At 43.7% G+C, this 24323-nt stretch carries 22 protein-coding genes and 1 pseudogene; 17 read left to right on the forward strand and 6 right to left on the reverse strand.

Translation table 11 applies throughout. The features are described 5' to 3' along the window. Positions 1-32: 32 nt before the first annotated feature. Positions 33-650 carry a nitroreductase family protein gene (locus tag AC0VXY_RS06670; RefSeq protein WP_435994592.1) on the reverse strand — a complete coding sequence of 206 codons (618 nt, stop codon included), beginning with the start codon at positions 648-650 and terminating at the stop codon, positions 33-35. An 811-nt stretch (positions 651-1461) separates the two neighbouring features. Next, complete coding sequence (locus AC0VXY_RS06675; RefSeq protein WP_435992215.1) at positions 1462-1602, reverse strand: hypothetical protein; 141 nt, start codon at positions 1600-1602, stop codon at positions 1462-1464. 146 nt (positions 1603-1748) lie between these two features. Between AC0VXY_RS06675 and AC0VXY_RS06680 the strand changes: the two genes are divergently transcribed. From AC0VXY_RS06680 to wrbA, 8 genes and pseudogenes are all read left to right on the forward strand, one after another. Then, entirely contained in the window at positions 1749-2708 is a 960-nt protein-coding gene (locus AC0VXY_RS06680) for a LacI family DNA-binding transcriptional regulator (protein WP_475527353.1), read from the forward strand. Between the two features lie 200 nt (positions 2709-2908). After that, positions 2909-3187 (forward strand): annotated as a pseudogene (locus tag AC0VXY_RS06685) (MscL family protein); the annotation flags it as partial. A gap of 96 nt (positions 3188-3283) precedes the next feature. Further along, positions 3284-4216: an ATP-grasp domain-containing protein gene (locus tag AC0VXY_RS06690; RefSeq protein WP_435992211.1), complete on the forward strand. Its 933-nt coding sequence runs from the start codon at positions 3284-3286 to the stop codon at positions 4214-4216. 221 nt (positions 4217-4437) lie between these two features. After that, positions 4438-5619: an ATP-binding protein gene (locus tag AC0VXY_RS06695; RefSeq protein ID WP_475527354.1), complete on the forward strand. Its 1182-nt coding sequence runs from the start codon at positions 4438-4440 to the stop codon at positions 5617-5619. A gap of 321 nt (positions 5620-5940) precedes the next feature. Then, entirely contained in the window at positions 5941-8208 is a 2268-nt protein-coding gene (gene helD, locus AC0VXY_RS06700) for an RNA polymerase recycling motor HelD (RefSeq protein WP_475527355.1), read from the forward strand. A 133-nt stretch (positions 8209-8341) separates the two neighbouring features. Further along, positions 8342-9172, forward strand: a complete 831-nt coding sequence (locus AC0VXY_RS06705) for an aldo/keto reductase (protein ID WP_475527356.1) — start codon at positions 8342-8344, stop codon at positions 9170-9172. Positions 9173-9442: 270 nt separating this feature from the next. Next, the gene (locus AC0VXY_RS06710; protein ID WP_435992203.1) at positions 9443-9853 is read left to right on the forward strand and encodes a DoxX family protein; all 411 of its coding nucleotides are present in this window, start codon (positions 9443-9445) and stop codon (positions 9851-9853) included. A gap of 73 nt (positions 9854-9926) precedes the next feature. Next, on the forward strand, positions 9927-10541 hold the full coding sequence (gene wrbA, locus AC0VXY_RS06715) for an NAD(P)H:quinone oxidoreductase (RefSeq protein WP_435992201.1): 615 nt from the start codon (positions 9927-9929) through the stop codon (positions 10539-10541). Between the two features lie 81 nt (positions 10542-10622). Here the strand turns inward: wrbA and AC0VXY_RS06720 are convergent, their stop codons facing one another. Then, positions 10623-11507 (reverse strand): RluA family pseudouridine synthase, encoded by an 885-nt coding sequence (locus tag AC0VXY_RS06720; RefSeq protein ID WP_475527357.1) that lies wholly within the window; start codon positions 11505-11507, stop codon positions 10623-10625. A 171-nt stretch (positions 11508-11678) separates the two neighbouring features. Between AC0VXY_RS06720 and AC0VXY_RS06725 the strand changes: the two genes are divergently transcribed. Then, positions 11679-12080, forward strand: coding sequence for a DUF5365 family protein (locus AC0VXY_RS06725; protein WP_475527358.1), 402 nt, complete (start codon positions 11679-11681; stop codon positions 12078-12080). Positions 12081-12260: 180 nt separating this feature from the next. Here AC0VXY_RS06725 and AC0VXY_RS06730 read toward each other — a convergent pair whose 3' ends face one another. Next, entirely contained in the window at positions 12261-12734 is a 474-nt protein-coding gene (locus AC0VXY_RS06730; protein WP_435992195.1) for a thioredoxin family protein, read from the reverse strand. 1 nt (position 12735) lies between these two features. Next, positions 12736-13161 carry a disulfide oxidoreductase gene (locus AC0VXY_RS06735; protein WP_475527359.1) on the reverse strand — a complete coding sequence of 142 codons (426 nt, stop codon included), beginning with the start codon at positions 13159-13161 and terminating at the stop codon, positions 12736-12738. Positions 13162-13328: 167 nt separating this feature from the next. Between AC0VXY_RS06735 and AC0VXY_RS06740 the strand changes: the two genes are divergently transcribed. The 6 genes from AC0VXY_RS06740 (at position 13329) to AC0VXY_RS06765 (ending at position 21771) form a co-directional block, all read left to right on the forward strand. After that, positions 13329-15002: a glycoside hydrolase family 13 protein gene (locus AC0VXY_RS06740; protein ID WP_475527360.1), complete on the forward strand. Its 1674-nt coding sequence runs from the start codon at positions 13329-13331 to the stop codon at positions 15000-15002. A gap of 347 nt (positions 15003-15349) precedes the next feature. Next, positions 15350-16891: a GNAT family N-acetyltransferase gene (locus AC0VXY_RS06745; RefSeq protein ID WP_475527361.1), complete on the forward strand. Its 1542-nt coding sequence runs from the start codon at positions 15350-15352 to the stop codon at positions 16889-16891. Between the two features lie 624 nt (positions 16892-17515). Further along, positions 17516-19267: a phospho-sugar mutase gene (locus AC0VXY_RS06750; protein ID WP_435992186.1), complete on the forward strand. Its 1752-nt coding sequence runs from the start codon at positions 17516-17518 to the stop codon at positions 19265-19267. A 174-nt stretch (positions 19268-19441) separates the two neighbouring features. Then, positions 19442-20557: a GAF domain-containing sensor histidine kinase gene (locus AC0VXY_RS06755; RefSeq protein WP_475527362.1), complete on the forward strand. Its 1116-nt coding sequence runs from the start codon at positions 19442-19444 to the stop codon at positions 20555-20557. A 14-nt stretch (positions 20558-20571) separates the two neighbouring features. After that, a complete protein-coding gene (locus AC0VXY_RS06760) occupies positions 20572-21207 on the forward strand; it encodes a response regulator transcription factor (protein ID WP_475527363.1) in 636 nt (211 codons plus the stop codon). Between the two features lie 21 nt (positions 21208-21228). Then, on the forward strand, positions 21229-21771 hold the full coding sequence (locus tag AC0VXY_RS06765; protein ID WP_475527364.1) for an NADPH-dependent FMN reductase: 543 nt from the start codon (positions 21229-21231) through the stop codon (positions 21769-21771). Between the two features lie 123 nt (positions 21772-21894). On the opposite strand, the gene AC0VXY_RS06770 is transcribed toward AC0VXY_RS06765, so the two are convergent. Beyond that, on the reverse strand, positions 21895-22149 hold the full coding sequence (locus AC0VXY_RS06770) for a YhdB family protein (protein WP_034763164.1): 255 nt from the start codon (positions 22147-22149) through the stop codon (positions 21895-21897). Positions 22150-22316: 167 nt separating this feature from the next. Between AC0VXY_RS06770 and AC0VXY_RS06775 the strand changes: the two genes are divergently transcribed. Next, positions 22317-22619 (forward strand): DUF3889 domain-containing protein, encoded by a 303-nt coding sequence (locus tag AC0VXY_RS06775; protein ID WP_475527365.1) that lies wholly within the window; start codon positions 22317-22319, stop codon positions 22617-22619. A 253-nt stretch (positions 22620-22872) separates the two neighbouring features. Further along, complete coding sequence (locus AC0VXY_RS06780; RefSeq protein WP_475527366.1) at positions 22873-24063, forward strand: MFS transporter; 1191 nt, start codon at positions 22873-22875, stop codon at positions 24061-24063. The last annotated feature ends 260 nt before the right edge of the window (positions 24064-24323 follow it).

Here is a 24323-nt window from a genome sequence, read left to right on the forward strand (position 1 = left end):
ACACACCTATTGGCAGTGGCTTTTTCATCGTCTTATTCTGCCCAATCAATTAAGTTTCGGATATCCAGGCGATCAGTCTTTCGTGCTTTTTGAAGCGGTTTTCCGATTGTGATCAGCATGATGGGAAGATAACGCTCAGATACATTGAATTCGCTTAAAAGGGCAGCCGGATTGAATCCACCGATCGGGCAAGTGTCCCAGCCCTTCGCTTTCGCGGCAAGCATGAATTGCATGGCAGCGAGTGACGCATTGCTGAATGCAGCGTCCCGCGGGTATTCCTCACGACTGTACGCGCCTTCGATTTGTTTCTTAAGGACCTCTTTGATTTCTGCCGTCATTTCGCCTTTTTCAATCGCAGGATCAAAGACGGGATCGATGTTCTTATTGGCTTCGAGATCACCAAGTATAGCCACTACAGCAGAAGCATCATGTACCTGCTGCTGGTGATAGGCGATCGGAAGTAAGCGTTCCTGTACTTCTTTATGGTCAAATACAAGGAATTTCCATTGCTGCAGATTCCAGGCAGATGGAGCTTTCCCAGCCGCTTCGAGCAGGCTGACTAATTCCTCACGGGGGATTTCCACGTGAGGGTCGTATACTTTCGTGGAGCGGCGTTCGTCGACGATTTGAAAGAAATTATCCATGAGTATGCCTCCTTGATGTATGAAGAAATGTTATAATGTGGTATATATTTGTGAGTTACTTACTTTTTGTAAGTCACAAAGCAATACGAACAATATAACCGACGTTATAGTTTGCGTCAAGGAATGAAGTTTTAGGATGTGTGAAAGAACGATCCGCGGTGGATGTTTTGAATATAAAAGAAAATGGTTCAGTATTATCATACGGCTATTTACGTAAATACTGTTGCTTTTGGCTGTAGCGAGTAGTGGTTGATTTCCGCTCCAGGTGCTCGCTTTCCGCGGGGCGTGAGTTGAGCCTCCTCGGGCGCTGCCCTGTGGGGTCTCAAGATCCAGCTACGGTGGCTAGCCCCTCGAGGTCATAAGCTAAATAGTCCAAGAAGGCACAAGAACGCCTTCTTAGCCCATTCATCTTATGCTTGTCGGGGCTGAGCAAGCCACCTCCGCTTTTCAGACTTTCCCGCTGTTCCCGTCGGAGTCGAGCACCTTCCGCTCCAATCAAATTTTCAAGTGTAAGTCTTCACTATAATAATGTAATGTAGAGATTGTTTCACCATTACATATACCAACTCTCATTTTATTAGTTGCAGTGACCGATTACTGTCTAACATTACATGAATGAGTCATTTTGCTCAGACACATCCAAAATGAGCGAACATTCGAAAACTGCAGTCTATGTATGTATAACAACCTTGTTGAAATGGTCTTTTTATAACAATTGCTAAAGCATACTAAGAGTATATAGCGGTGTAACAAGTGATCCTAACTAATTTTTGTCTTTAAAGGAAATGGATTTAGTTATGTCTAAGCCTCGTATGAACTAAAGGAGCTTAGAGTTGTAGATGTTCTCAAAGGGATCATCATGATCGTAGGGAGTGTGAAAATGGATGGGCTTTAATGCAGCGTAACTTCCGCCGATGATGATGGCACAGAGAATGGGTAAGGATAAAATGCCGAGCATAGTATAGCCTCCTTATCATGATTTGGGAATGAAATAGCCATTGGATCCTTGCATGATTTACTTTAAAGTGTGAAACGCGTTTCAGAGCAAGCGTTTTTTGAAGAGATATTTTTTGATTGGAATATGGTTACTTGAGGGGTATGGGTATGACAAATATTAGAAGTATTGCGAAGCTTGCAGGAGTTTCTGTATCAACCGTTTCGAGGGTATTGAATGATCATCCTTATGTGAAAGAAGAGAAGCGCAGAAAGGTCCTTGATGCTGTGGAGCAGTTAAACTATATAAAGAACGCGAATGCCGTCCATTTATCAAAAGGGAAAACCTATAGTATCGGAGTGATCCTACCCTATTTGAATCTCCCTTACTTCGGTGAGATTCTTCAAGGCATAGCAGGGGAAGCGTTAAAACATGGTTATCACCTCCAGCTTTTTCAGACGGATTATGACAGGGGGGCTGAACTGGATGCCTTTCATCGACTTCAGATGAAGGAAGTCGATGGATTGATCCTGACGTCACGCTCCAATTCTCTGGATGCTCTTGCTTCATTTATCAATCCTAATGTGGTTTTTTGTGAAAACGTGTATGACCCCACTTATAAAAAGGTGTTCATTGATCATTATCAAGGGATTCGCAGTGGGCTTGATTATCTTTATTCTAAAGGGCACTCGCGAATCGGGTTGTGTTTGCACAGGACATTTGGGACGAATAGCGAAGAGCGGATCCGGGGATTCTTCGACAGCGCAGAGGCTGCCGGCCATCCCGTACGTGACGAGTGGATATTCAATGACCGCTACGATCTTCAAGACGGGCGGGATGTGTTGAGTGCATGGGAACACATGGAAGAAAAGCCCTCCGCCCTTATCGTGACGAGCGATCAAGTATCTGCGGGGATGGTCGCAGAGGCGGGAAAAAGATCAATTAGGATTCCAGATGACCTGGCGATCCTCAGTTTTGATAACCATCCCCTTGCCGATGCCCTCGATATCACATCTTTTGAAGTACCGATAAGAAAAGTAGGGGAGGAAGCATTTAAACTATTTCTGGAAAATAAACATCCTGATCCGGTCATATTGAATACAAAATTGTTTGAACGTGGAAGCGTCTAAGTTGTGAAACTCATAAGAGGGAGGGAAAACAATGCAGGGGAACAAGGAAGAAAAGAGACTCGTCATCCTGATGGGGGTTGTCGCATGTATTGTGTTAATCGCAATCGTAGGAAGATATCTTTTATAAGAAATTTTATAGTCTTCATAACTCACTCCTTTTCACCATATCTTAAACTAGTGAAGCATCCTCAGATAAGACAGGGGTGATTGGATTGGGGAAGTTCCTTGGCTCATTGGTTGACCTTATTCTTATTGCCACGAGTATTTTTCTCATGATTAAACTGGTGAATCGCTTAACTGTCAGTGATCAGGCTTCTAAGGTGAATCGGACGAACAATTTTGAAGTCCTGCAGGAAATCCGAGACATCCTGAAGGACGATTTTAGGAGTGTGCGGCTAGAGGCACCTGTCAAAGTCCGTGACCTCCTGACGAAAAGCGGCATGAAAATTCAAATGAGGACGAATCGTAAGTCAAAGTGAATCCATGATCATTGCCTAAATCCTACTTTTATAGTAGGATTACTTTGTGTTGCAAGACTTTATTTTAAAATCTTACGAACAAATGGGGTAATGACCATGAAAAAAATTCATATCATTCATGAAAACAGTGAATGGACCAATCATTTAACGTCCAGGCTTGATGAGCTCCAATTGCCTTATGAGGAATGGTTCCTTGATCGTGGACTCGTCGAGTTATCATCAAAGCCTCCGGAAGGTATTTTCTATAATCGAATCAGTGCCTCGTCGCATACGCGAAACCATCGTTTTGCACCGGAATTGACGGAAAGCGTTCTATCCTGGTTAGAGCGGAACGAACGGAAAGTCCTGAATGGAAGCCGTGCCCTTCGCTTGGAAGTAAGTAAAGTGAATCAGTATATGGCCTTGAATGCTGCAGGCATCAAGACACCGGAAACCATTGCAGCAGTTGGGAAAGAACAGATAATCGAAGCTGCTGAAAAGCTTGATAAACCATCCTTTATCACGAAGCATAATCGTGCAGGAAAAGGTTTGGGAGTTCAGTTGTTCCAATCTGTGGAAGCATTGAAGAATTATGTGTACAGTGACAACTTTGAAGAACCGTTAGACGGCACGACACTCATACAGGAGTACATTGAAGCACCCGATGCATCGATTACACGCTGCGAATTCATAGGTGGTAAGTTCATGTATGCAGTGAAGGTGGATACATCGGAAGGATTCGAGTTATGTCCTGCTGATGTATGTCAAGTAGATGATCTATTCTGTCCTGTAGGGGAACAGGAAGACAAGCCTAAATTTCAGATCAGGGAGAACTTTTCACATGACATCCTGACATCATATGAAGCATTTTTGCATGCGAATCAAATCGATATTGCCGGGATTGAATTTATCCAGGACAAAGAAGGCAACATCTACACGTATGACGTGAACACGAATACGAATTACAATAAAGATGCCGAGGCGAAGTCCGGACAATACGGAATGCTTAAGCTGGCAAAATATCTTGGTGAACAATTGAAAACGGTGTAAGGTGATGACTCTCCTGTAGGTGTACAGGAGAGTTCTCTTATGTAAGGCTACATATATAATTGTAACGATATAGGGATTAGTATGGTAGAATTTTTATAAAGAAGACAATTTCCGTGAAAGGTCAAAGGATAAGGATGATTATTTTTAATCAGGAAGTCATTAATAATTTCTTTTATATCATTTTGAGTATTTTTTTAATTTTTTTCCTTGTTGAAAAAAAGATGATACACGGTTGGTATACAAGGTTAGCAACCCTTGTTTCTTTAAGCATCGCCATTATTCTGTGCATGCTCTCCCCCATATACAATAACCCATACTGTGTCCACGATCTGAGGATGATCCCGTTTGTTCTCGGCATTCTGTATGGCGGTCCATTTACAGGTCTCGCATTGCTCGCTGTCTTATTGGTATCCAGGACGATGATCTACAGTTGGAGTATGGTAGCACTCGTGATTTATGCCGTGATCTACCTCTTGACGATCATCGGGGTGAAATGGTTCAATTTCAACCGGTTATCAAGCAGGAAGAAGATCATATTCTCAGTGGTGCTTTTTACGATTCATTCCATCGCAGCAGCTCTTATTGCGAAGGCAATGACTGTGTTTGTGATCGACGAAAGCTATCTGATAAATTTTATTTTTCTCCCTTCCTTGGGCATGCTGATCCTGACGTACATATGTGAGACGTTGCTGAAACAGATTCAAGTCAAACAAGCACTCGTGAAAATAGAAAAGATGGAAGTGCTCGCTCAGCTGGCCGCCGGCATTTCCCATGAGGTGAAAAATCCTTTGACGGTGATCAAAGGTTTCCTGAGGCTGCTCCATCAGGAAAATCTTCCTGTAGGAAAAAGGGAACAATATCTAACGATCGCTTCATCCGAACTGAACCGGGCAGAAGAAATCATCAACGATTATCTCACATTTGCCAAACCGGATCCGGATCAAGTAGAGAACATCTCCATTTCAGAGCAGCTTCATAAGCTCACCGACATGGTTGAACCCTTGAGCAATCAACAATCGGTGCTAGTACATAAACAGATCGAGGATGCCTCCATCGTTGGGAACACCCGCAGTTTCCAACAGGCCTTTCTCAACATCATCAAAAACGCCATCGAATCCATGCCCAATGGAGGTACGCTCACAATCCTTTCGAAGATTCAAAAAGGGACCGTATGCATTTCCATCACTGACACCGGAGTCGGAATGACACCGGATCAACAAGAGAGACTCGGCGAACCTTATTTCTCTACGAAGGAAAAGGGAACGGGCCTCGGACTGATGGTTTCTTACCGGATCATCGAAGCCATGAGGGGTGTCATTACCGTGGAGAGTCGAGTGGGTAAGGGCACTAGTTTCCGGATTGTGTTCCCTCTGGATAAACTGAAGAACCCTTCATCTGATTAGGTGGAGGGTTTTTTTACTTGTTTATTCCTGAATTATCTGATAATATATATTTCTGCTCCCAAACGCCTACATAATTTTTACAGATTTCGATATGTCTTTATAGTGTCTAGCTCCGGCGGCTAGGCCCTCGAGGTCATAAGCGGAGTCTCTCAAGAAGGCAAAAAGTGTCTTCTCGCCAGCCTCATCTTATGCTTGTCGGGCCAGATCGAGCCGCCTCCGCTTTTCGTTATAAACGTTTTCCCCACTGAGAGTCGTTACCTTGGTGGAAGTGGCAGGACGTTTTTTCTCCATTGCGGCTAAAACATTTGGAAGGAGAAATGTATGACGAAGGAATCAACTATTCATCCCGATTTTTCAAGTGAATCAGAACGCTTAGAGTTTACGAAGCGCTATATTGATGTGGTCATCAGTACATCCCAGACGAGTAAGGAAAAGTATAAGGAAAACATGGAAAAAGCTTTTGGAGATATTGATTGGGGAGAGTCGAGTGCCGCCTACATCGATATCTTGACGAACTCAAGCTTTTTTGAGATGTCCAAAGAAGAATTGGAGTCCCTGACCAAAGCAAAGACGAAACCGTACTTTGCCCGGATTGATTTTCAACATGAGGGCTCCGGCAAGGTTGAGAAGCATTATATCGGGAAGACCTCCTTGTATCAGCGTGAAAATCAGGAGCAAATCATCGTCGACTGGAGATCCCCTATCGCCAACCTGTACTACGAAGGAAGGATCGGCGATGTCTCATACGAGGTGGAAGGTGAAACATACGAAGGTGATTTGTCCCTGAAGCGGCAATACATGATCGAGGATGGATGCTTGGAAGAAATTCGCGATATTGACTTAACGACCACCGATGAACTGCTTCAGGATTCATTAGCCAAAAGCTCCAGCAACCGGCTGACTGAAATCATCTCCACCATCCAAGAGGAACAGAACCGGATCATCCGGGCCGACCTGAACAAGCCGATCATTGTACAGGGGGCGGCGGGAAGTGGGAAAACAACCATTGCCCTTCACCGGATTTCTTATTTTATTTATAACTACAAACAGCACTTTGATCCGAGACAACTGATGATCCTTGCCCCGAGTAATTTGTTCATAGACTATATTTCAGAAGCGCTGCCGGAGCTTGGGGTGGAGCGGGTAAGGCAAACGACATTCACGGATTATGTCATGACCTGCTTAGAAAAGAAGCTTACGATTGTAGAAGATAACAAGCTCATTCAGCTGATCGAGACCCATGATGAAAAGGTGGAGACCGCATCATGGATATCAGGATTCAAAGGGTCTAAAGCATTCAGGAGAATTCTCGAGCTTTATATAGAAGAAGTCGAACAGCGCTTTTATACATCAAAGGACTTCTATGTGGATAAATACAAGCTCTACACCGCCAAAAGGTTCACTCATCTTTTCAAAGAGGAATATACGTATATGCCAATCTATCGCCGGATGGAAAAGCTGAAGTCACTCCTTCAAAGCTATGTCCGCTCGAACAAGAAGCAAATGGTAGAAAAAGTGGAAAAATTCTTTGATGAGCGGATCGAAACCGCACTCTTTGAACGTTCAAAGGCAGGGAACCGAAAGGAATATGTCTCGAAAGCACTGGATAAGAAAACAGAGCGTGTGGACGAGATCAAGAAAGCGATACGAACAAGTGTCAATGGATATATGAAGCAGTTTGAAAAGAAGAATCTGCATCAATATTTCATCGAGTTGTTCTCGGATCCCGTTCGCCTTGCTTCCTACTCGAAGGGGGAACTCAGCGGGAGACAGGCGGAACAGCTCTGTCAGTACACGTTGAAATATGCAAAGAAGAAGCAGTATGAAGTAGAAGACTTGGCCATTCTCCTATACTTGCAATCCCATTTGTTCGGAATCGATAAGTTTCATAAAGCAAAAAACATCGTCATAGATGAAGCACAGGATTATAGTTATATGCAGCTCTATTCATTGAAGCGGGCACTTGAGACCGACATGTTCACACTGGTCGGGGATCTCGCTCAAGGGATCCACTCATACCGAGGCCTTCAGTCCTGGGAACCGGTTTACCGGGACATCTTTCCGAGGGCGACGTACACCGAGCTTCAAAAAAGCTACCGTACAACGATTGAAATCATGGAGGAAGCGAATAAACTGCTTAGTCTCCTGCCCTATGATTTTCCGAAAGTGAATCCGGTGGTGCGCCACGGAGATTCTCCGAGCTTTGATGAGTATGTGGAAGTGGATGAACTCGCTTCCTTCATCGAGAAGAAAGTGGATTCAGGACGGAAAGAAGGATTCCAAACCTTCGCCGTCATCGGAAAAAGCATGAAGGACTGTGTGAAAATAAGCGAAATCCTTCAAGATAGGCAGCCCGGGAAGGTAAAGCTGTTGGAAGAACAGGAATCGATCCCGAAAGATCAGATTGTGGTCGTTCCTTCCTATCTCTCGAAAGGACTCGAGTTTGACGTGGTGATCATCGCTGCGGTGGAAGAATCCTTCAACCCGGATAACGAACTCGACATCAAACTCCAGTACGTCGCCATGACACGACCCCTTCATAAGCTTGCGTTTATAGGAAAGAATAGAGAACAATTTATCGGCCGGTAGGCAAAGTAGAAGAAAAGGACCGTCCCCTTAAACCGAGGGACGGTCCTTTTTCTGATCAAGGAATATCCCGGAATCATAAAATTAGCAAAATGCAGATTAAGTTTGTAAAATAGTGAATCAGGAGGGATGCAATATGTTGAAAAACTTACAGAGTACGAAAACGCTACATAACGGGATCGAAATTCCGTATGTCGGTTTAGGAGTTTACCAAATGAAAGATCCGTCTGAAACGGTCCAGGCTGTTCGAGCAGCGATTCAGTCCGGATACCGTTCCATCGATACCGCCGCGATCTACGACAATGAAGAAAGCGTAGGACAAGGGGTGAAAGAAGGTGGAGTAGCGAGAGAAGACCTGTTCATCACTTCGAAAGTGTGGAATAGTGATCAAGGCTACGATACGACTTTAAAGGCATTTGAAACGAGCCTGAAGAAGCTGGAGATGGATTACCTGGACATGTATCTCATTCACTGGCCGGTAGAAGGAAAGTACAATGATACATGGAAAGCAATGGAGAGACTCCATGGCGAAGGATTGATCAAATCAATCGGTGTAAGTAACTTCCATCAGCATCATCTTGAAGATTTAATGAAAAATGGCAATGAAAAGCCTGTATTAAATCAAATCGAGTTACATCCCCGTCTGAACCAGGAGAAAATACGAGAATTCTGTGCTTCACACAATATCGCAGTCGAAGCGTGGTCACCGATCGCTCAAGGGCGTGTATTGGATGAACCTACATTAAACCACATTGCAGATAAGCATGAAAAGTCTGCTGCACAGGTGATTCTGCGCTGGCACCTTCAGAATGATGTCATCATCATTCCAAAGTCAGTTCATGAAAACCGCATCAAAGAAAATGCAGATCTGTTCAACTTCGAGCTTTCACTGGAAGAAATGAATCAAATCAACCAACTGAATTTGGACGAACGTTTTGGTCCAGATCCAGACAACTTCGATTTTTAATCGATATTTCGAAAGAGGTCCGTCCCTCAAGAAAAGGGACGGACCTCTTTTTCTTACTCCAACCCATTTCAATAAATGTTGAAAATAGATATTGACAGAGTGGAGAAGAATATTATACAATTATCTCGAAATCAAAATAATCATATTCGAGATAACTTGTCTTATTTTTTTAATTATATATCTCATATTCGAGATAATTGACGTAAGAATAATTGAATTTGAAATGTTTGAAGGTAACTCTCGAAGGGAAAATATGAAGGAGGAAAAAAGATGACAGCTTTAGCTGCGTTCGGTTTATTGGTTATTCGTTTAGTAGTGGGATTGACATTCGCTGCTCACGGAACACAGAAATTATTTGGCTGGTTCGGAGGTCAGGGTGTACAGGGCACTGGAGGCTTCTTTGAGTCCATTGGAATCAAGCCGGGAAGAACGATGGCGTTACTTGCAGGGATATCCGAAGTAGCGGGTGGATTATTGTTTGCCGCAGGCTTCCTTACGCCATTAGGAGCACTACTCATCATTGGCACAATGATTGTCGCAATCGTGAAGGTTCACGGTGCCAACGGTTATTGGGCGACACAAAATGGTACAGAATATAATGTGATGCTCATTGTTGTGGCACTTGGGGTAGCCTTGGTCGGAGCAGGGAGCTTTTCAATAGATGCACTATTATTTGGTTAATGGATTTACATGCAACCTGAATCTGTGTTTCACCCATTTACTATATAAAAAACATATTTAAAGGAGAGGTTTTATGTCTAATGTAAAATTGGCAATCATGTATTACAGTTCAACTGGAACAAACTATCAGATGGCGAAATGGGCTGAAGAAGCTGCGAAAGAAGCAGGGGCAGAAGTGAAATTACTTCGTTTTGAAGAGACTGCACCAGAAGGAGCGATTGCTTCCAACCCGGCATGGGAAAAGCACTATAAAGAAACAAAAGATACGGTCCCTGTAGCAACCCTTGATGATCTGGAATGGGCAGACGCTTATCTATTCAATGTCCCAACCAGATTCGGAAATGTACCTTCTCAGGTCAAAGCGTTTCTTGATACGACTGGAGGCCTTTGGTTCAATGGAAAACTGGCCAACAAAGTTGTGAGTGCCACATCATCTGCAAGCAACTCACACGGTGGACAGGAGCAAACGGTTCTGGCTTTGTACACAACCATGATGCACTGGGGTGCCATCATCGCAGCACCTGGATACACAGACCAATCAAGCTTTGCAACTGGAGGGAATCCATACGGTACGAGTGTAACGGTCGATCAGGAAGGCAATATGGTCGAATCCGTTGAACCTGCCGTGAAGCACCAAACCCGCCGTACGATCCAAATCGCTGAAGCGGTGAAAAATGGATTGAAATAATGATAAAAAGACCAGGTCACTCGTAGTTTTGAGTGACCTGGTCTTTTTTGTGTGTACAGATTTTCCCTTGAATTTACTCCATTACAACCCAATATCATCACGGCATTCAGCTTTACATTCAATCCGTTCCCCCGTCAGCGGATGAGGGAACGAAATCCGGGCTGCATGCAGTGCCTGCCTGGTGAATACCGGTTTTCCCCCGTATAATGTGTCGCCAGCCAGAGGGTGACCGATGTGACTCATATGTACACGAATTTGGTGTGTACGGCCGGTATCAAGCTGTACTTCAATGAGTGTATAGGGATTCCTGACTTCCATTACTTTATAATGGGTGACTGCATCCTGACCGGAAGGCGAAACCCTTCTTCTCGTATTGTGATGACGGTCTCTCCCGATCGGTTCTGAAATGGTGCCTTTTTTCTGCTTTAATCGACCGTGAACGAGGGCATGATAGGTACGCTTGATTTGTCTTTCGGCAAGAAGCCGGTCAAGGATCGCTTTACTTAACGGATGCTTGGCGAAGATGATCGCGCCGGACGTATCCCGATCCAACCGATGGATATGCAAGATGCGACAGCTTTCCCCTTGGGCCAGATGATGGAACGCGACAAGGTTGGCGAGGGTATCCGTTTCATCAGGAGTATTCGGATGAGTATCGATACCGGCCGGTTTGTTGACGACAATCAGATGTTCATCTTCAAATAATACGTCCAGCTCCCCGTAGGTGGGGGGAACATCATATTCGACCTCCTTGAATAATCGGATCTGTAGAATATCCCCTTGTGAGAGGGGGGCAGTCCATGAAGTCGACTCTCCGTTCACTTTGACATCACCTTCCATCCTCATGGAATGAACCAGTTTCTTAGGGGCCTGCCAGTGGTTTCTAAGAATTGTTTCAATCGTTACATTTTTCCAATTACCTGGAATGACTAGGTCGAATCGTTCGCCTATTTTCCTTGTTTTCATCAAAAAACTCCTTTAAATGACAAAAATCTTATACTCTTATGGGTATTTCATCCTACCATAGCCCCTATTCAACCCAATTCATGGGTATAATTACCACGCTGTTGGTTCTACTTCTATGTTATCCTTAATATATCTATTACAGAGAGATTACAACCATTACGAAGGTGGGTTATGATGGTGAAAGTTTTACTAGCATCAACACATGAACAGGAAGACAAAATCCAAGAGCTTATACAGTACATGTATTGTACTATTTTCCCTGATTATTTCACAGATGATGAAATCGAACAATTCGATGATATGCAAGTATTACATACGACGACGAGAAACTTTGAATATTTCGGGACACTTAAGGAAGCATTTCAGGTCATCTCAAGCCTGCAAACGCTGATTTCGATCGTTGAAAGCGGCTTAAAAGAAGACGTATATGAAGATATGTTCTACCACAATGCCGGGATCCTTCAAAGCTTTGGCATGTTCTTCCCTTTATCGTATGATCAATTTACGGCTGAATCGGACTGCAAAGATAATCTTAGCATTTACTCGAGAGCGGATAACCAGCTGCTTGTATAAGCTGTATCACGTTCTTAATAGTTAGATACTTTAGAAAATTCGCATTTACATGTTTGAAAGGTTCACGTGAGGGGAAAATAGCAAGTAATAAGTTAATCCTGAAGATACAACGTATCTTCATCTTGAAATTCCTCCTCACTTGAAAGGGGCTGACTCGTGGAAAAGTCAGCCCCTCTTTTTTTATTCTGATTTTACGTTCTCTTCAAAAAATGATTTGAAATCTTCTTTAGGATGTTCTCCTACGATTCTCGCCACTTCTTTTCCATTCTCGTAATGAACGAGTGTAGGGGTGGCTTCGATTCCGTATTGATCCCAGCCCTGTTCGAATTCAAGCAGATTGTACTGAACCATGTCGACTCCCATATCTTCGGCAAGAGGTGCGAGGGTAGGTGTCGTTCTTTTACAATGAATACAAGTTGAGCTGTAAAAGTATACGGTCGCATTCTTTTTGTTTTTTAATTTCTCTTCCAGCTCTTCGGGAAGGATGACATTTTGATAGTTCGGATCATCCAGCAGTTCAACGGTCGCAGGATCCAGTTTTGCCTTATTGAATTTATTCCCCTCGGCTTTTTGATTGTTCTGGACGCTAGTGACAATGGCGATAGCTGCGAATAGTCCCACGATCGCCACCAGGAATATGATGATTTTCTTCAATCTAGTTTTCCTCCTTTATGGTTTTTAATACGATAACACTTGAAATGAAGATGATGATGAACCCCATGAGTGCAAGGAACGGAATCGTGATAAAACCGAACAGGTTGATGTATTCACCTGTACAAGGAACACGTCCGCAGGCAGGGGCATTTTCAGTTAAGATCGAAACTTTCTGAATAGAGTAGTGATAAATGGAAATGAGAAGGCCGATGCCGGAAAAAATCGTAGAATATAATGTCGCTTTAAAATCTTTGCGTACATAAGCCACTCCTAATAAAATCACCATCGGGTACATCAAAATACGCTGATACCAGCATAATTCGCATGGCTCATATTTCATGATTTCAGAGAAATATAAACTCCCCATCGTGGCGATCAGAGAAGAAGCCCAAGCTAGGAATAACAGAGAATCTGCTTTTTTATTCATATAGAATTCCTTTCTACGTATATTCTATCAAATTATAGTATGATATTATTATAAAAGTAAAATGAGAAAACTTTATGAAGAAATGTGATATTTTTTTAACGATTTGTGCAAACGGTTGCAAAAAAAGCGTTCGCTTGATACTGACAGATCTTACAGGAGGAACACATATGACAAAACAATGGTGGAAAGAATCGGTCGTCTATCAAATTTACCCTCGGAGTTTCATGGATAGCAATGGTGATGGAGTCGGGGATATCAAAGGAATCATTTCTAAATTGGATTATTTAAAAAAACTGGGCATTGATGTGATATGGTTATCTCCTGTCTACGAATCCCCGAATGACGATAATGGATATGATATTAGCGACTATAAAAAAATCATGGATGAATTCGGCACGATGACTGATTGGGAAGATATGCTTGGAGAAATGCACAACCGTGGTATGAAGCTTGTGATGGATCTAGTGGTGAATCATTCTTCCGATGAGCACGGCTGGTTTGTGGAATCCAGGAAATCAAAGGATAACCCATATCGTGATTATTATATTTGGCGTGAAGGAAAAGACGGTAAAGAGCCGAATAACTGGGAATCTGTCTTTAGCGGTTCTGCGTGGGAATATGATGAGGCGACAGAAGAATATTTCTTACATCTCTTTTCGAAAAAGCAGCCGGATCTCAATTGGGAAAATCCGAAATTGCGCCGGGAAATCTACGACATGATGACATTCTGGCTGGATAAAGGGATCGACGGTTTCCGTATGGACGTCATCAACTTTATCTCGAAAGTGCCAACATTGCCAGATGCGCCGAACCCTGAAGGCAAACCGTATGCTTCCGGTCATGAGTACTTTATGAACGGTCCCCGCATTCATGAATTTCTTCAGGAAATGAATCAAGAGGTTCTCTCTCACTATGAGGCGATGACGGTTGGTGAGATGCCGGGTGTGACACCGGAGGAAGCCGTACTTTATACAGGGGAAGACCGCAATGAAGTGAATATGGTATTCCAGTTTGAGCATATGGATGTCGATTCGGGTCCAGGAGGGAAATGGGATGTCGTTCCATTCGATCTAGTGAAACTGAAATCAATCCTTACTAAATGGCAAACCGAACTACACGGTAAGGGTTGGAACAGTTTGTATTGGAATAACCACGATCAGCCAAGAATCGTCTCAAGACTTGGGCAAGACGGGGAGTATCGAGTGAAGTCTGCGAAGATGCTTGCGACCCTCCTCCATATGATGCAGGGGACGCCTTATATTTATCAAGGGGAAGAGCTTGGTATGACGAATGTCCGTTTCTCTTCTATTGATGAATACAAGGATATCGAAACGTTGAACATGTACCGGGAAAAAAAAGCCCAGGGTATGGATCCGGAAGAAATCATGAAATCCATTTACGTAAAAGGAAGAGACAACGCAAGGACTCCTATGCAGTGGGACGGAACGGAACACGGTGGATTCACAGAAGGAGAACCTTGGATCGCAAGTAACCCGAACTACAAAGAAATCAATGCCGAAAAAGCCTTAAACGATCCGGAATCCATTTTCTACTACTACCAAAAATTAATAGCCATCCGCAAAAAGCATGACATCATTCCATACGGATTATTCGAGCTTCATTATGCAGATCACCCATCCGTATATGCCTATACAAGAACACATGGGAATCAAAAGATCCTCGTCCTTTGCAATGTGTCAGGAGAAGAGCAAGTCATCGAAAACGTCGCTTCATTTGATATCAATCAAGCTGAAATCCTCATAACAAACGAAGATAAGCATGAAAAAGATGCATTTACATTAAACCCTTGGGAAGCGACCGTGTATTATTTTAAAGGATAGTATGAAGGGCAGCATCTTTATGATTGGGTGTTCTTAAATCTGTGGAAAAATGATAACCAAGTTGATTGAAGCGGAAGGTGCTCGACTCCTGCGGGAAAAGCGGGAAAGTTGAGACCCCGCAGGGCTTCAGCCCGAGGAGGCTCAACTCACGCCCCGCGGAAAGCGAGCACCTGGAGCGGAAATCCACCACTACTGGCTTTTCAAAAACATATAAAGGAAAATTCATATTTCTTCAAAAAATCCTCACCCCTTTGCTAAAATAAAAGAATGGACTGTCATGAACTTCGTTTCAACAGTGCACTATAAGGGTATATAATTCAGGTATTTCATGAAGGAGTAGATCATAGATGGCAGAAAAACTGGACTTATCACAGTTCGAAAAGAAAATGATCATTCGTCCAATGGAACATAAGGACATTAAGGATATTATCAATATGCAGTCTGTCTGCTTTCCAGGGATGGACCCATGGAAAGTGGAGCATCTGGAAAGTCACTTGGAAGTGTTTCCGGAAGGTCAGCTCGTAGCAGAATTAGATGGGGAAATCATCGCATCATGCTCGAGTCTGATCATTAACTTTGATGAATATGACGACCGCCATACATGGGATGATGTAACGGATAATGGTTACATAACGAATCACAATCCCGATGGCTATAACCTGTACGGGATCGAAGTGATGGTGCATCCGGATTACCGTCGCATGAAGGTAGGTCACCGTTTGTATGAAGCAAGAAAGGACCTTGCGAGACAGTGGAATTTAAAGAGTATCATCATCGGGGGACGAATCCCGAATTATCATAAACATTCTGATGAAATGTCTCCAAGGGAGTATGTGGATTCAGTGGGACGTCATAAGATTTACGATCCCGTGCTTTCGTTCCAGCTTCTGAACGGATTCACCCTGATGAGGATCAATCCGAACTACCTGCCAGATGATAAGCGGTCCCATAAATATGCAACACTGATGGAATGGAACAATGTCGACTATCATCCATCCAGCAAACGTCACTTCAAAACGAGCTATCCAGTCCGGATCTGTGTCGTTCAATATATGATGCGGAAAATCAACTCCTTTGAAGAGTTTGCGAACCAGGTGGAGTATTTCACCGATGTGGCTTCCGATGCGAAATCAGATTTCGTGGTGTTCCCTGAGATTTTCACCACCCAGCTCATGTCATTCCTTAACATTCAGTCACCGAGCCTTGCAGTGAGAAGGTTGACCGATTTCACAGAGGACTACATTGAATTATTCACGGACCTTGCTGTCAGGTACAACGTCAACATCATCGGGGGATCACATTTCGTCAAGGAAGAAAACGATGAGATCTACAATATTGCCTATCTTTTCCGCCGTGATGGGACGATCGAAAAGCAATACAAAGTTCATATCACACCGAATGAACGAAAATGGTGGGGAATCAGCCCCGGGGATTCTGTTAGGGTCTTCGATACGGATTGCGGGAAGATCGCGATTCAAATATGCTATGATATTGAATTCCCCGAGCTTGCCCGTATCGCTACAGACAAAGGGGCGAAGATCATCTTCACCCCATTCTGTACAGAGGATCGTCAAGGCTACCTTCGCGTCAGATACTGTGCCCAGGCCCGTGCTGTCGAGAATCAGATCTATACAGTCATTTCCGGTACGGTCGGTAATCTTCCACAAACGGAAAATATGGACATCCAATATGCCCAGTCCGGCATCTTTGCTCCGTCCGACTTCGAATTCGCACGCGACGGAATCGTCGGAGAAACCAACCCGAACATCGAAATGGTCATGATCGGAGACGTCGACCTAGAAGTCCTCCGCCGCCAGCGCCAATCAGGCACCGTCCGCCAGCTCAAAGACCGACGCCATGATGTCTATGGAGTGAACTATAAGAAGTAATCCAAAACGAATGAATATTGTTAGCATAGAAAATCCGAACGGTTCTTGAATTTCGTTAATGAAATTCGAATTCGTTCGGATTTTTCATAGTTTTTGTGACAATATGATTATTTTATTTAGCAGGTTCCAGCTGTTGATTGGAGTGCAAGACGAAGACTCCTACGGGAAAAGCGGAATAGGTGAGACCCCGCAGGAGCGACAGCGAAGCCACTGAAAAAGTAGTCACTTTATAAAAATGCTGTTTTTTAGGGGGTCAAATATGTCTCCCTACCAGTCTATCGTCGCTTAGAAGCGAATCTGGAGCCTCGTTTTTTAAACATCATTTTTCATCTCTAAAATGCTGGACTTTTTCAGTGGCCTCAGCGACAGCGACGAGGAGGCTTGCCTTCCGCCCGAGGAAAGCGAAGTCTTGCACGGAAATCGGGCAGCGGTATACCACGTGATCTAAATCCTATTGGTATATATTAACCTTTTTTCAAAAAGAAAAAAGACAAATTCCAATGAGAGAAATTATGCTAAAATAAGGATTAAACGAATCTTGTCGACATGTGACGGATTGTTTTAGAAGGAATTCTACAATATATGATAGAATTCATTATTATACAGCATTAGGAGGGGATCGTTTTGAGTTGGAAAACATCATGGGGAAAATGGAGCAGCTACTTACATCTGGACAAAGAAGTCAATGAACTTTTAGAGTCAATGAAAGACGACGAAAAGACCTTGGAAGACGCATTCTACAAAAACCTGGAATTCGGTACTGGTGGAATGAGGGGAGAAATCGGTCCCGGAACCAATCGAATGAACATCTATACAGTCAGAAAAGCCTCTGAAGGACTGGCGCGATACATAGAAGAGCAAGGTGAAGAGGCTAAAAACCGAGGAGTTGTAATCGCTTACGACTCCCGTTATAAATCACCTGAATTTGCCATGGAGTCAGCGAAGACCCTGGCAACCCACGGAATCCAAACATATGTCTTCGATGAATTGAAACCGACACCGGAGCTTTCATTTGCCCTCCGGCAGCTAAAGGCCTTCTCCGGTATCGTGGTGACTGCCAGCCATAATCCGCCTGAATACAATGGGTATAAAGTGTACGGGGAAGATGGTGCTCAACTTCCTCCACATGTAGCGGATGCAGTGATCGAAAAAGTGAACGCCGTTGAAAACGAACTTGAAATCCATGTTCAGACCGAAGAAGAATTAAAATCAGCCGGCCTGATTAAAATGATCGGGGAAGACATCGACCAATCCTACCTGGAACATTTGATTTCGATTTCCGAGAAGCCTCAGGTCGCCAAGGAAACCGATTTGAAAATCGTATTCTCCCCACTGCATGGCACTGCCTTGAAGATGGCAGAAAAAGGGTTGAAGGCATTAGGGTATGAGCAAGTTCACATTGTAAGGGAACAGGCAGTCCCTGATCCTGAGTTTACAACAGTGAAGTCTCCGAACCCTGAAGATAAAGCGGCATTTGAATACAGCATCCGTGACGGGAAGGAAATCGACGCGGATATCCTGATTGCGACAGATCCCGATGCAGACCGGTTAGGTGTAGCGGTAAAAGGGGAAACAGGCGAGTATATCCTCCTTACCGGAAACCAGACAGGTGCCATCCTCCTGGATTATATCCTTGGCCGCAAACAGGAAAAGAACATGATCCCTGAGAACGGCCGGGTATTCAAAACCATCGTGACATCCGAATTGGGTCGTAAAGTCGCTGAGCATTATGGTGCTTCAGTCGAGGATGTACTGACTGGTTTTAAATTCATCGGTGAAAAAATCAAGCAATACGAACAGACAGGTGAGTATTCATTCTTATTCGGATATGAAGAGAGCTATGGTTACCTAATCGGCGACTTCGCCCGTGATAAGGATGCCATTCAAGCAGTATTGATGGCAGCAGAAGCGGCTGCATATTATAAAAAAGAGGGCAAAACGCTATACAATGTCTTGCATGATTTATTCGAAAAACACGGATTCTACCAGGAAGGACTGAAGAGTCTGACCCTTAAAGGAAAAGAAGGGGCCGAACAAATTCAGGGGATCCTGAAGGACTTCAGGAATGAACCGTTAAAAGAAGTGGCAGGCTTACGTGTGGTTTCTTCAGAGGACTACAAAATAAGTAAGAAAGTGGATTTGGTATCCGGGGAGGAAACCTCCATTCATCTGCCTTCTTCCAATGTGTTGAAATATCATCTTGAAGATGGATCTTGGATTTGTCTCCGTCCATCAGGAACCGAGCCGAAGATCAAGTTCTATTTCAGCGTGATCGGTGAGACCGAAAGCGAAAGCGATGATAAATTACAAGCTCTGCAAGATGCCATCATGGCGAAAGTCGAGACGATGATCCGTTCGTCTGTAGGGAAGGCGTAAACCTTTTTATCTTTCTAAAACAAGAGATGTGTTCCTGCATCTCTTGTTTTTTGGATTGTGATGAGAACATGTGTTTTCGGTCAAAGGTCGTAGAATAGTATCATTCTTTTTGATAATACCGGATTTATGTGAAATCTATATAATAGTAATATAGGATCGGAGAGGAAGATGAATATGAATGCTGAATCCCTTTCAAATATCGGACTTTTGAAAGAAATAGCCGAGTTGCTGAATAACGAAACAGAGCTTGATTCCATGCTTTCAGGTGCATTGAAGAAGCTGATCAGGGGTTCAAGCTTTACAACAGGGTGGATCTTTTTCATTGAAAAAGAAGGCAGCCACGAGCTTGTTTCTTATGAGAATCTGCCGGAATCCCTCTCAGACCGTAAATGTGAGCCGATGAAAAAGGGTGGGTGCTGGTGTGTAAATCGATTTCGCAAAGGTAAACTCACCAAGGCGTCCAATATTATTGAATGTCAGCGGATCGAGCTGGCCATCGAAGAGAACAGGGAAGATACAGATGATATTACGCATCATGCGACGGTCCCCCTGCAGTCCGGGGATGAGTCCTTTGGGTTATTGAATGTGGCAGCACCGAACAAGACCCACTTCACAACAGACGAACTGGCGCTTCTTGAATCGGTTGCCTTCCAAATCGGATCCGCCATCAAGCGCATTCTGCTCACGAAAAAAGAGCAGGAAGTGGCATTGATCGGAGAAAGGAACCGGCTGGCCAGAGATCTTCATGATTCGGTCAATCAATTGTTATTCTCCCTTACGCTAACGGCAAGGGGAGGTACAGAAATGACCGAAGATGAAGAAGTAAAGGATACGTTCAAAACGATTCAAGGGATGGCTCAGGAAGCATTATCGGAAATGAGGGCCCTCATCTGGCAATTGCGACCCCATGGACTTGAGAATGGAGTTGTAGAAGCGGCCAAAGGATACGCAGAGATGCTTGGATTAACCTTGGAAACGAAAGTGGAAGGAGTCATTTCTTTAAGTTCTAAAATAGAAGAAGTGCTGTGGCGTGTGAGTCAGGAAGCACTGAATAATTGTAAAAAGCATTCCGGGGAGAAACACATCCTCTATACATTGAAAAGTGAGTTGCAATCCATTCATCTGGCGATTGAAGATAGAGGATACGGATTTCAATATGATGGAAAGCAGTCCCTGCCTTCAGTAGGGATCCAAAGTATGAAAGAACGTGTGAAAAGCATTGGTGGTACGTTGACAATCGACAGTCAGCTTGGAAGGGGAACCGTCATACAGGTTCGATTACCGTATTAGGAGGTGCCGGGTAAATGATTAGAGTATTGATAGCAGATGATCACCACGTCGTGCGGAGAGGATTGGTTTTCTTTTTGAAAACACAAAAGGACTTGGATATTGTCGGTGAAGCGAAGGATGGGCAAGAGGCCGTCCGAATGGCTGGAACCTTGAAACCCGACATCATTCTAATGGATCTGATGATGCCGGTCATGGACGGGATCCAGGCGACCAGGGAAATCAAAAAGAAGTATCCGGACATTCAAATTCTGATACTGACGAGCTTTTCCGACCAGAATCACGTGATTCCCGCTATAGAAGCAGGAGCGGCTGGATATCAGTTAAAGGACATTGAACCCGATGAATTAGTGAGTGGAATCCGAAAACTCCTATCGGGTGAAAATTCTCTTCACCCGAAAGCAACCAATCATTTACTGACGAGGATTACAAAGCAAGAGCCTCCACATAAAATTCATGAACTGACCAAACGGGAGAAGGATGTTTTGATTGAGCTGACGAAAGGGAAGAGTAATAAAGAGATTGCTTCAAGCCTCTATATTACGGAAAAAACCGTCAAGACCCATATTTCGAACATTTTTTCCAAGCTGGAAGTGTCAGACCGGACACAAGCGGCACTCTATGCCGTGAAGCATCAGTTGACAAAAAATTAATCTGGAAAGGATTTTTATATCATGAACATCGTAATTATTAACGGAAGCCCGAGAAAACGAGGACGTACTGGAATTGCGTCAAGATTCATTGCAAGGACATATGACTGTGATTTTATTGACTTAAGTGATGGCTCTCTTCCACTGTACACGGGAGAACAAGAGCAATCTAAGGTTACAGCCGTTCAGTCACTTAAGCAAAAAGTGAAAGATACGGACGCCGTCATTTTAGCTTCCCCGGAATATCACAGCGGTATGAGCGGAGCACTCAAAAACGCACTCGATTTCTTAAGCAGTGAGCAATTCGCCCATAAACCTGTTGCGCTACTTGCATGTGCAGGCGGAGGGAAAGGCGGTATCAACTGCTTGAATAATCTTCGTATCGTCGGTCGGGGAGTGTATGCAAATGTCATTCCGAAACAGCTTGTTCTTGATCCCCACTGCTTTGATTATGAAAGTGATGGGCTATTAGAGGAACCAGCAAAGTTAGTGGATGACCTGATGAGGGAACTAAAGGTGTATGTCAAAGCGGCTGAACTGGTAAAAACTGAAATTTCGTCCCATTGATGAAAAATCGGCATTTTGCCGGTTTTTTTATTTGATATTGTATCTAAAATAATTTTGGAAATAAATAAAAGCTGATCCAATAGCGCATACTAATTGGATCAGCCAGGTGGAATTCTCTTTTTGTTACATCTCTGCAAAGGTTTCCTGGAGTGGTTGCTCGACACTATAGGTGAAGTTTGCATGTTCGATATATCGTAAAAGCGTATAGAGATTACGCTCTACAACCGTGTAATCATTTGAAAAATGATACGCATGTAAGAAATGTTCAATTCTTTTTGAAAGAAGGTCATCCTTCGTTCTCACCATAAGGATCAACAGGTTATCCCATTCTGATCGGTGAGTGTAATACAAGGCCCGATCGTAATCGACTTTGTTCACTTGGTTTCCCTCCTTCTGAAGGGGTACTCCTATTGTATGGAGAAAACCGTTATTATTTCTCTGTAAAAGTTGGTACTGTTGCAAATGCTCGTTTTCCTTCTATTGGGTGAATAAAAACGCCTGATTAATTCATCCTATGTAATGAAACGTAAACTGAGGTGATGAAAATGAAGAAAGCAATCGTGATAGTATCAACTGTATTTTTTCTAGTATTTTCAAATCAGGCGCATGCCGAGCAGTCGGATTACAAGAAGTTTGGACGCATTGCGACAGCAGTCATCAAAGAGGACTATCCCGGGCAGCCTGTAAAGGATTATCAGTACCAGGGACGTCAGAAATTGACGGAGAACAAAGTATCTGATGCCTTTGAATTTACCGTGCAAGAAAACAATGCAGAGAAAAAGGTCGTTGTCATCGTGGTACACGATCTAGACAATGAAAAGGTACTCAACATCTCGGTGAAGGAATAACGGGAACAGATGAAGTCTTCTTTGATTAAGGAGGCTTTTTTTGTTTATAGGTGAGACTGGCCATTTCCCCATAAAACCTGCACACGCATACCTATATGTACAATAAACTAAAGTATTACCTGCAAATTCACCACCAATTTGCTAAAATGAAATCATACATAAATCGTTTTGATTCTGAAAGGGGATCTTTGTTCCGATGTGATGCTGTTCTTTTCTTACCTATATATAAACTAAAATAAAGGGAGGAAGAGATATGCATTCCAATGCATTTAGAAATCTGTGGTTCGGTCAGGCATTGGCCAATATGGGGGATGTTTTCTATATCGTAGGGTTGATCTCCCTTGTATACAACATAACCGGTTCTGCTATTTACATGACGGCTGTTCCTTTAATCATCACCTTTTCACGATTCATCAGCAGTATGGCAGCGCCTTTGTTGTTGAATCGTACACAGATGAGGAGCTTAATCGCGTATTCGCAAATGGGAAAGACCTTTTTTTTATGCGTGTTCCTCCTAATGATGGTACTGGGTATGGGAAATGTGTGGATCTATCTCGTTTGCGCCAGTATCATTTCATTTTTGGATGGTTGGGCACTCCCGGCGAGGAACTCATATGTGCCTTTCCTGGTGAAGCGGGAAGAACTGATGGGAGCGAATGGCTTTCTCTCTACCGTCGATCAGACGATTCAATTTTCGAGCTGGGCATTGGGCGGAATGCTTTTAGCGGTTCTGAATGCGACGAATCTTTTTATTGTGGTGATCCTCTTGTTCCTGGCCAGCACCTTTTTTATGCTGAAGCTGCCGGTCATTCCAAGTAGCACGCTTGAAGTTCGCAAGATTTGGTGGCAGGAGCTTGGGGAAGGATGGTCACAGGTTAAAAGTCGGAAAGGGCTGATTCCCGTTTTTTGGATATACGGGCTGGAGTCGATTTCAGGGACCGTCTGGATCGCGGCTGTTCTTTATTTGTATGTGGATCTCTTACTTCAGCGGGGTGAAGAGTGGTGGGGATTCATCAACTCAAGCTTCTTTGTCGGATTGGTCCTTGCCTCGTATCTCATATTTAAGCTGCATGGCATTTTTTCAAAACACCGGCAAAAGTGGCTCCCCTACTGTATGATCGTCACTTCAGGTGTCACCCTTGTATTTGCCTGGAATAAAATTGCCGTGATGGCACTTATCTTGTCGTTTGTGTTCGGGTTGTTTGATCAGATTAAGAATGTTGTGCTGCAGACGTATCTACAGGAGAGTGCGCCACCTGAGGAGCTCGGGAAGATTTATGCTGCACAAGGGGCATTAACCACTCTCTTGTTCGGCTTATCGTCAGTGGGGGTCGGACTTCTCCTGGAAGTCATGAGTGTTTCAATGGTTTTCACATGGTCTGCACTCCTCTTACTCACTACGCTCATCCCAGTTAAAATACTGCATAAGAATCTGAATACGTGAGGTGGATAAGAAGGCTGTTCCCTGGATTAGGGGACAGCCTTTTTAGGTTATGCTCGTCGGGCCTGCCCAACCCGGCTCCGCTTTTCTATTGTCCAGCTCCAGGGGCTTGGGGCTCGAGGTCATAAGCTAAATGATCCAAGAAGGCAAAGAGCCGCCTTCTCGGCTCATTCATCTTATGCTTGTCGCCCCAGTGCGAGCCCCTTCCGCTTTTCTAATTGTCCAGCTCCGCCGGGTAGTCCCTCGAGGTCATAAGCTAAATC

The organism is Rossellomorea sp. QJM3NY_18 (assembly GCF_056173145.1).

Excerpts from the sequence above, each read along its gene's own strand:
- AC0VXY_RS06735 (WP_475527359.1), bottom strand. The coding sequence starts at position 13,161 with ATGAATAAAAAAGCAGATTCTCTGTTATTCCTAGCTTGGGCTTCTTCT.
- AC0VXY_RS06780 (WP_475527366.1), top strand. The coding sequence starts at position 22,873 with ATGCATTCCAATGCATTTAGAAATCTGTGGTTCGGTCAGGCATTGGCC.
- AC0VXY_RS06740 (WP_475527360.1), top strand. The coding sequence starts at position 13,329 with ATGACAAAACAATGGTGGAAAGAATCGGTCGTCTATCAAATTTACCCT.
- AC0VXY_RS06755 (WP_475527362.1), top strand. The coding sequence starts at position 19,442 with ATGAATGCTGAATCCCTTTCAAATATCGGACTTTTGAAAGAAATAGCC.
- helD (WP_475527355.1), top strand. The coding sequence starts at position 5,941 with ATGACGAAGGAATCAACTATTCATCCCGATTTTTCAAGTGAATCAGAA.
- AC0VXY_RS06680 (WP_475527353.1), top strand. The coding sequence starts at position 1,749 with ATGACAAATATTAGAAGTATTGCGAAGCTTGCAGGAGTTTCTGTATCA.
- AC0VXY_RS06675 (WP_435992215.1), bottom strand. The coding sequence starts at position 1,602 with ATGCTCGGCATTTTATCCTTACCCATTCTCTGTGCCATCATCATCGGC.
- AC0VXY_RS06705 (WP_475527356.1), top strand. The coding sequence starts at position 8,342 with ATGTTGAAAAACTTACAGAGTACGAAAACGCTACATAACGGGATCGAA.
- AC0VXY_RS06690 (WP_435992211.1), top strand. The coding sequence starts at position 3,284 with ATGAAAAAAATTCATATCATTCATGAAAACAGTGAATGGACCAATCAT.
- AC0VXY_RS06765 (WP_475527364.1), top strand. The coding sequence starts at position 21,229 with ATGAACATCGTAATTATTAACGGAAGCCCGAGAAAACGAGGACGTACT.
- AC0VXY_RS06695 (WP_475527354.1), top strand. The coding sequence starts at position 4,438 with ATGATACACGGTTGGTATACAAGGTTAGCAACCCTTGTTTCTTTAAGC.
- AC0VXY_RS06710 (WP_435992203.1), top strand. The coding sequence starts at position 9,443 with ATGACAGCTTTAGCTGCGTTCGGTTTATTGGTTATTCGTTTAGTAGTG.
- AC0VXY_RS06760 (WP_475527363.1), top strand. The coding sequence starts at position 20,572 with ATGATTAGAGTATTGATAGCAGATGATCACCACGTCGTGCGGAGAGGA.
- wrbA (WP_435992201.1), top strand. The coding sequence starts at position 9,927 with ATGTCTAATGTAAAATTGGCAATCATGTATTACAGTTCAACTGGAACA.
- AC0VXY_RS06725 (WP_475527358.1), top strand. The coding sequence starts at position 11,679 with ATGATGGTGAAAGTTTTACTAGCATCAACACATGAACAGGAAGACAAA.
- AC0VXY_RS06720 (WP_475527357.1), bottom strand. The coding sequence starts at position 11,507 with ATGAAAACAAGGAAAATAGGCGAACGATTCGACCTAGTCATTCCAGGT.
- AC0VXY_RS06775 (WP_475527365.1), top strand. The coding sequence starts at position 22,317 with ATGAAGAAAGCAATCGTGATAGTATCAACTGTATTTTTTCTAGTATTT.
- AC0VXY_RS06745 (WP_475527361.1), top strand. The coding sequence starts at position 15,350 with ATGGCAGAAAAACTGGACTTATCACAGTTCGAAAAGAAAATGATCATT.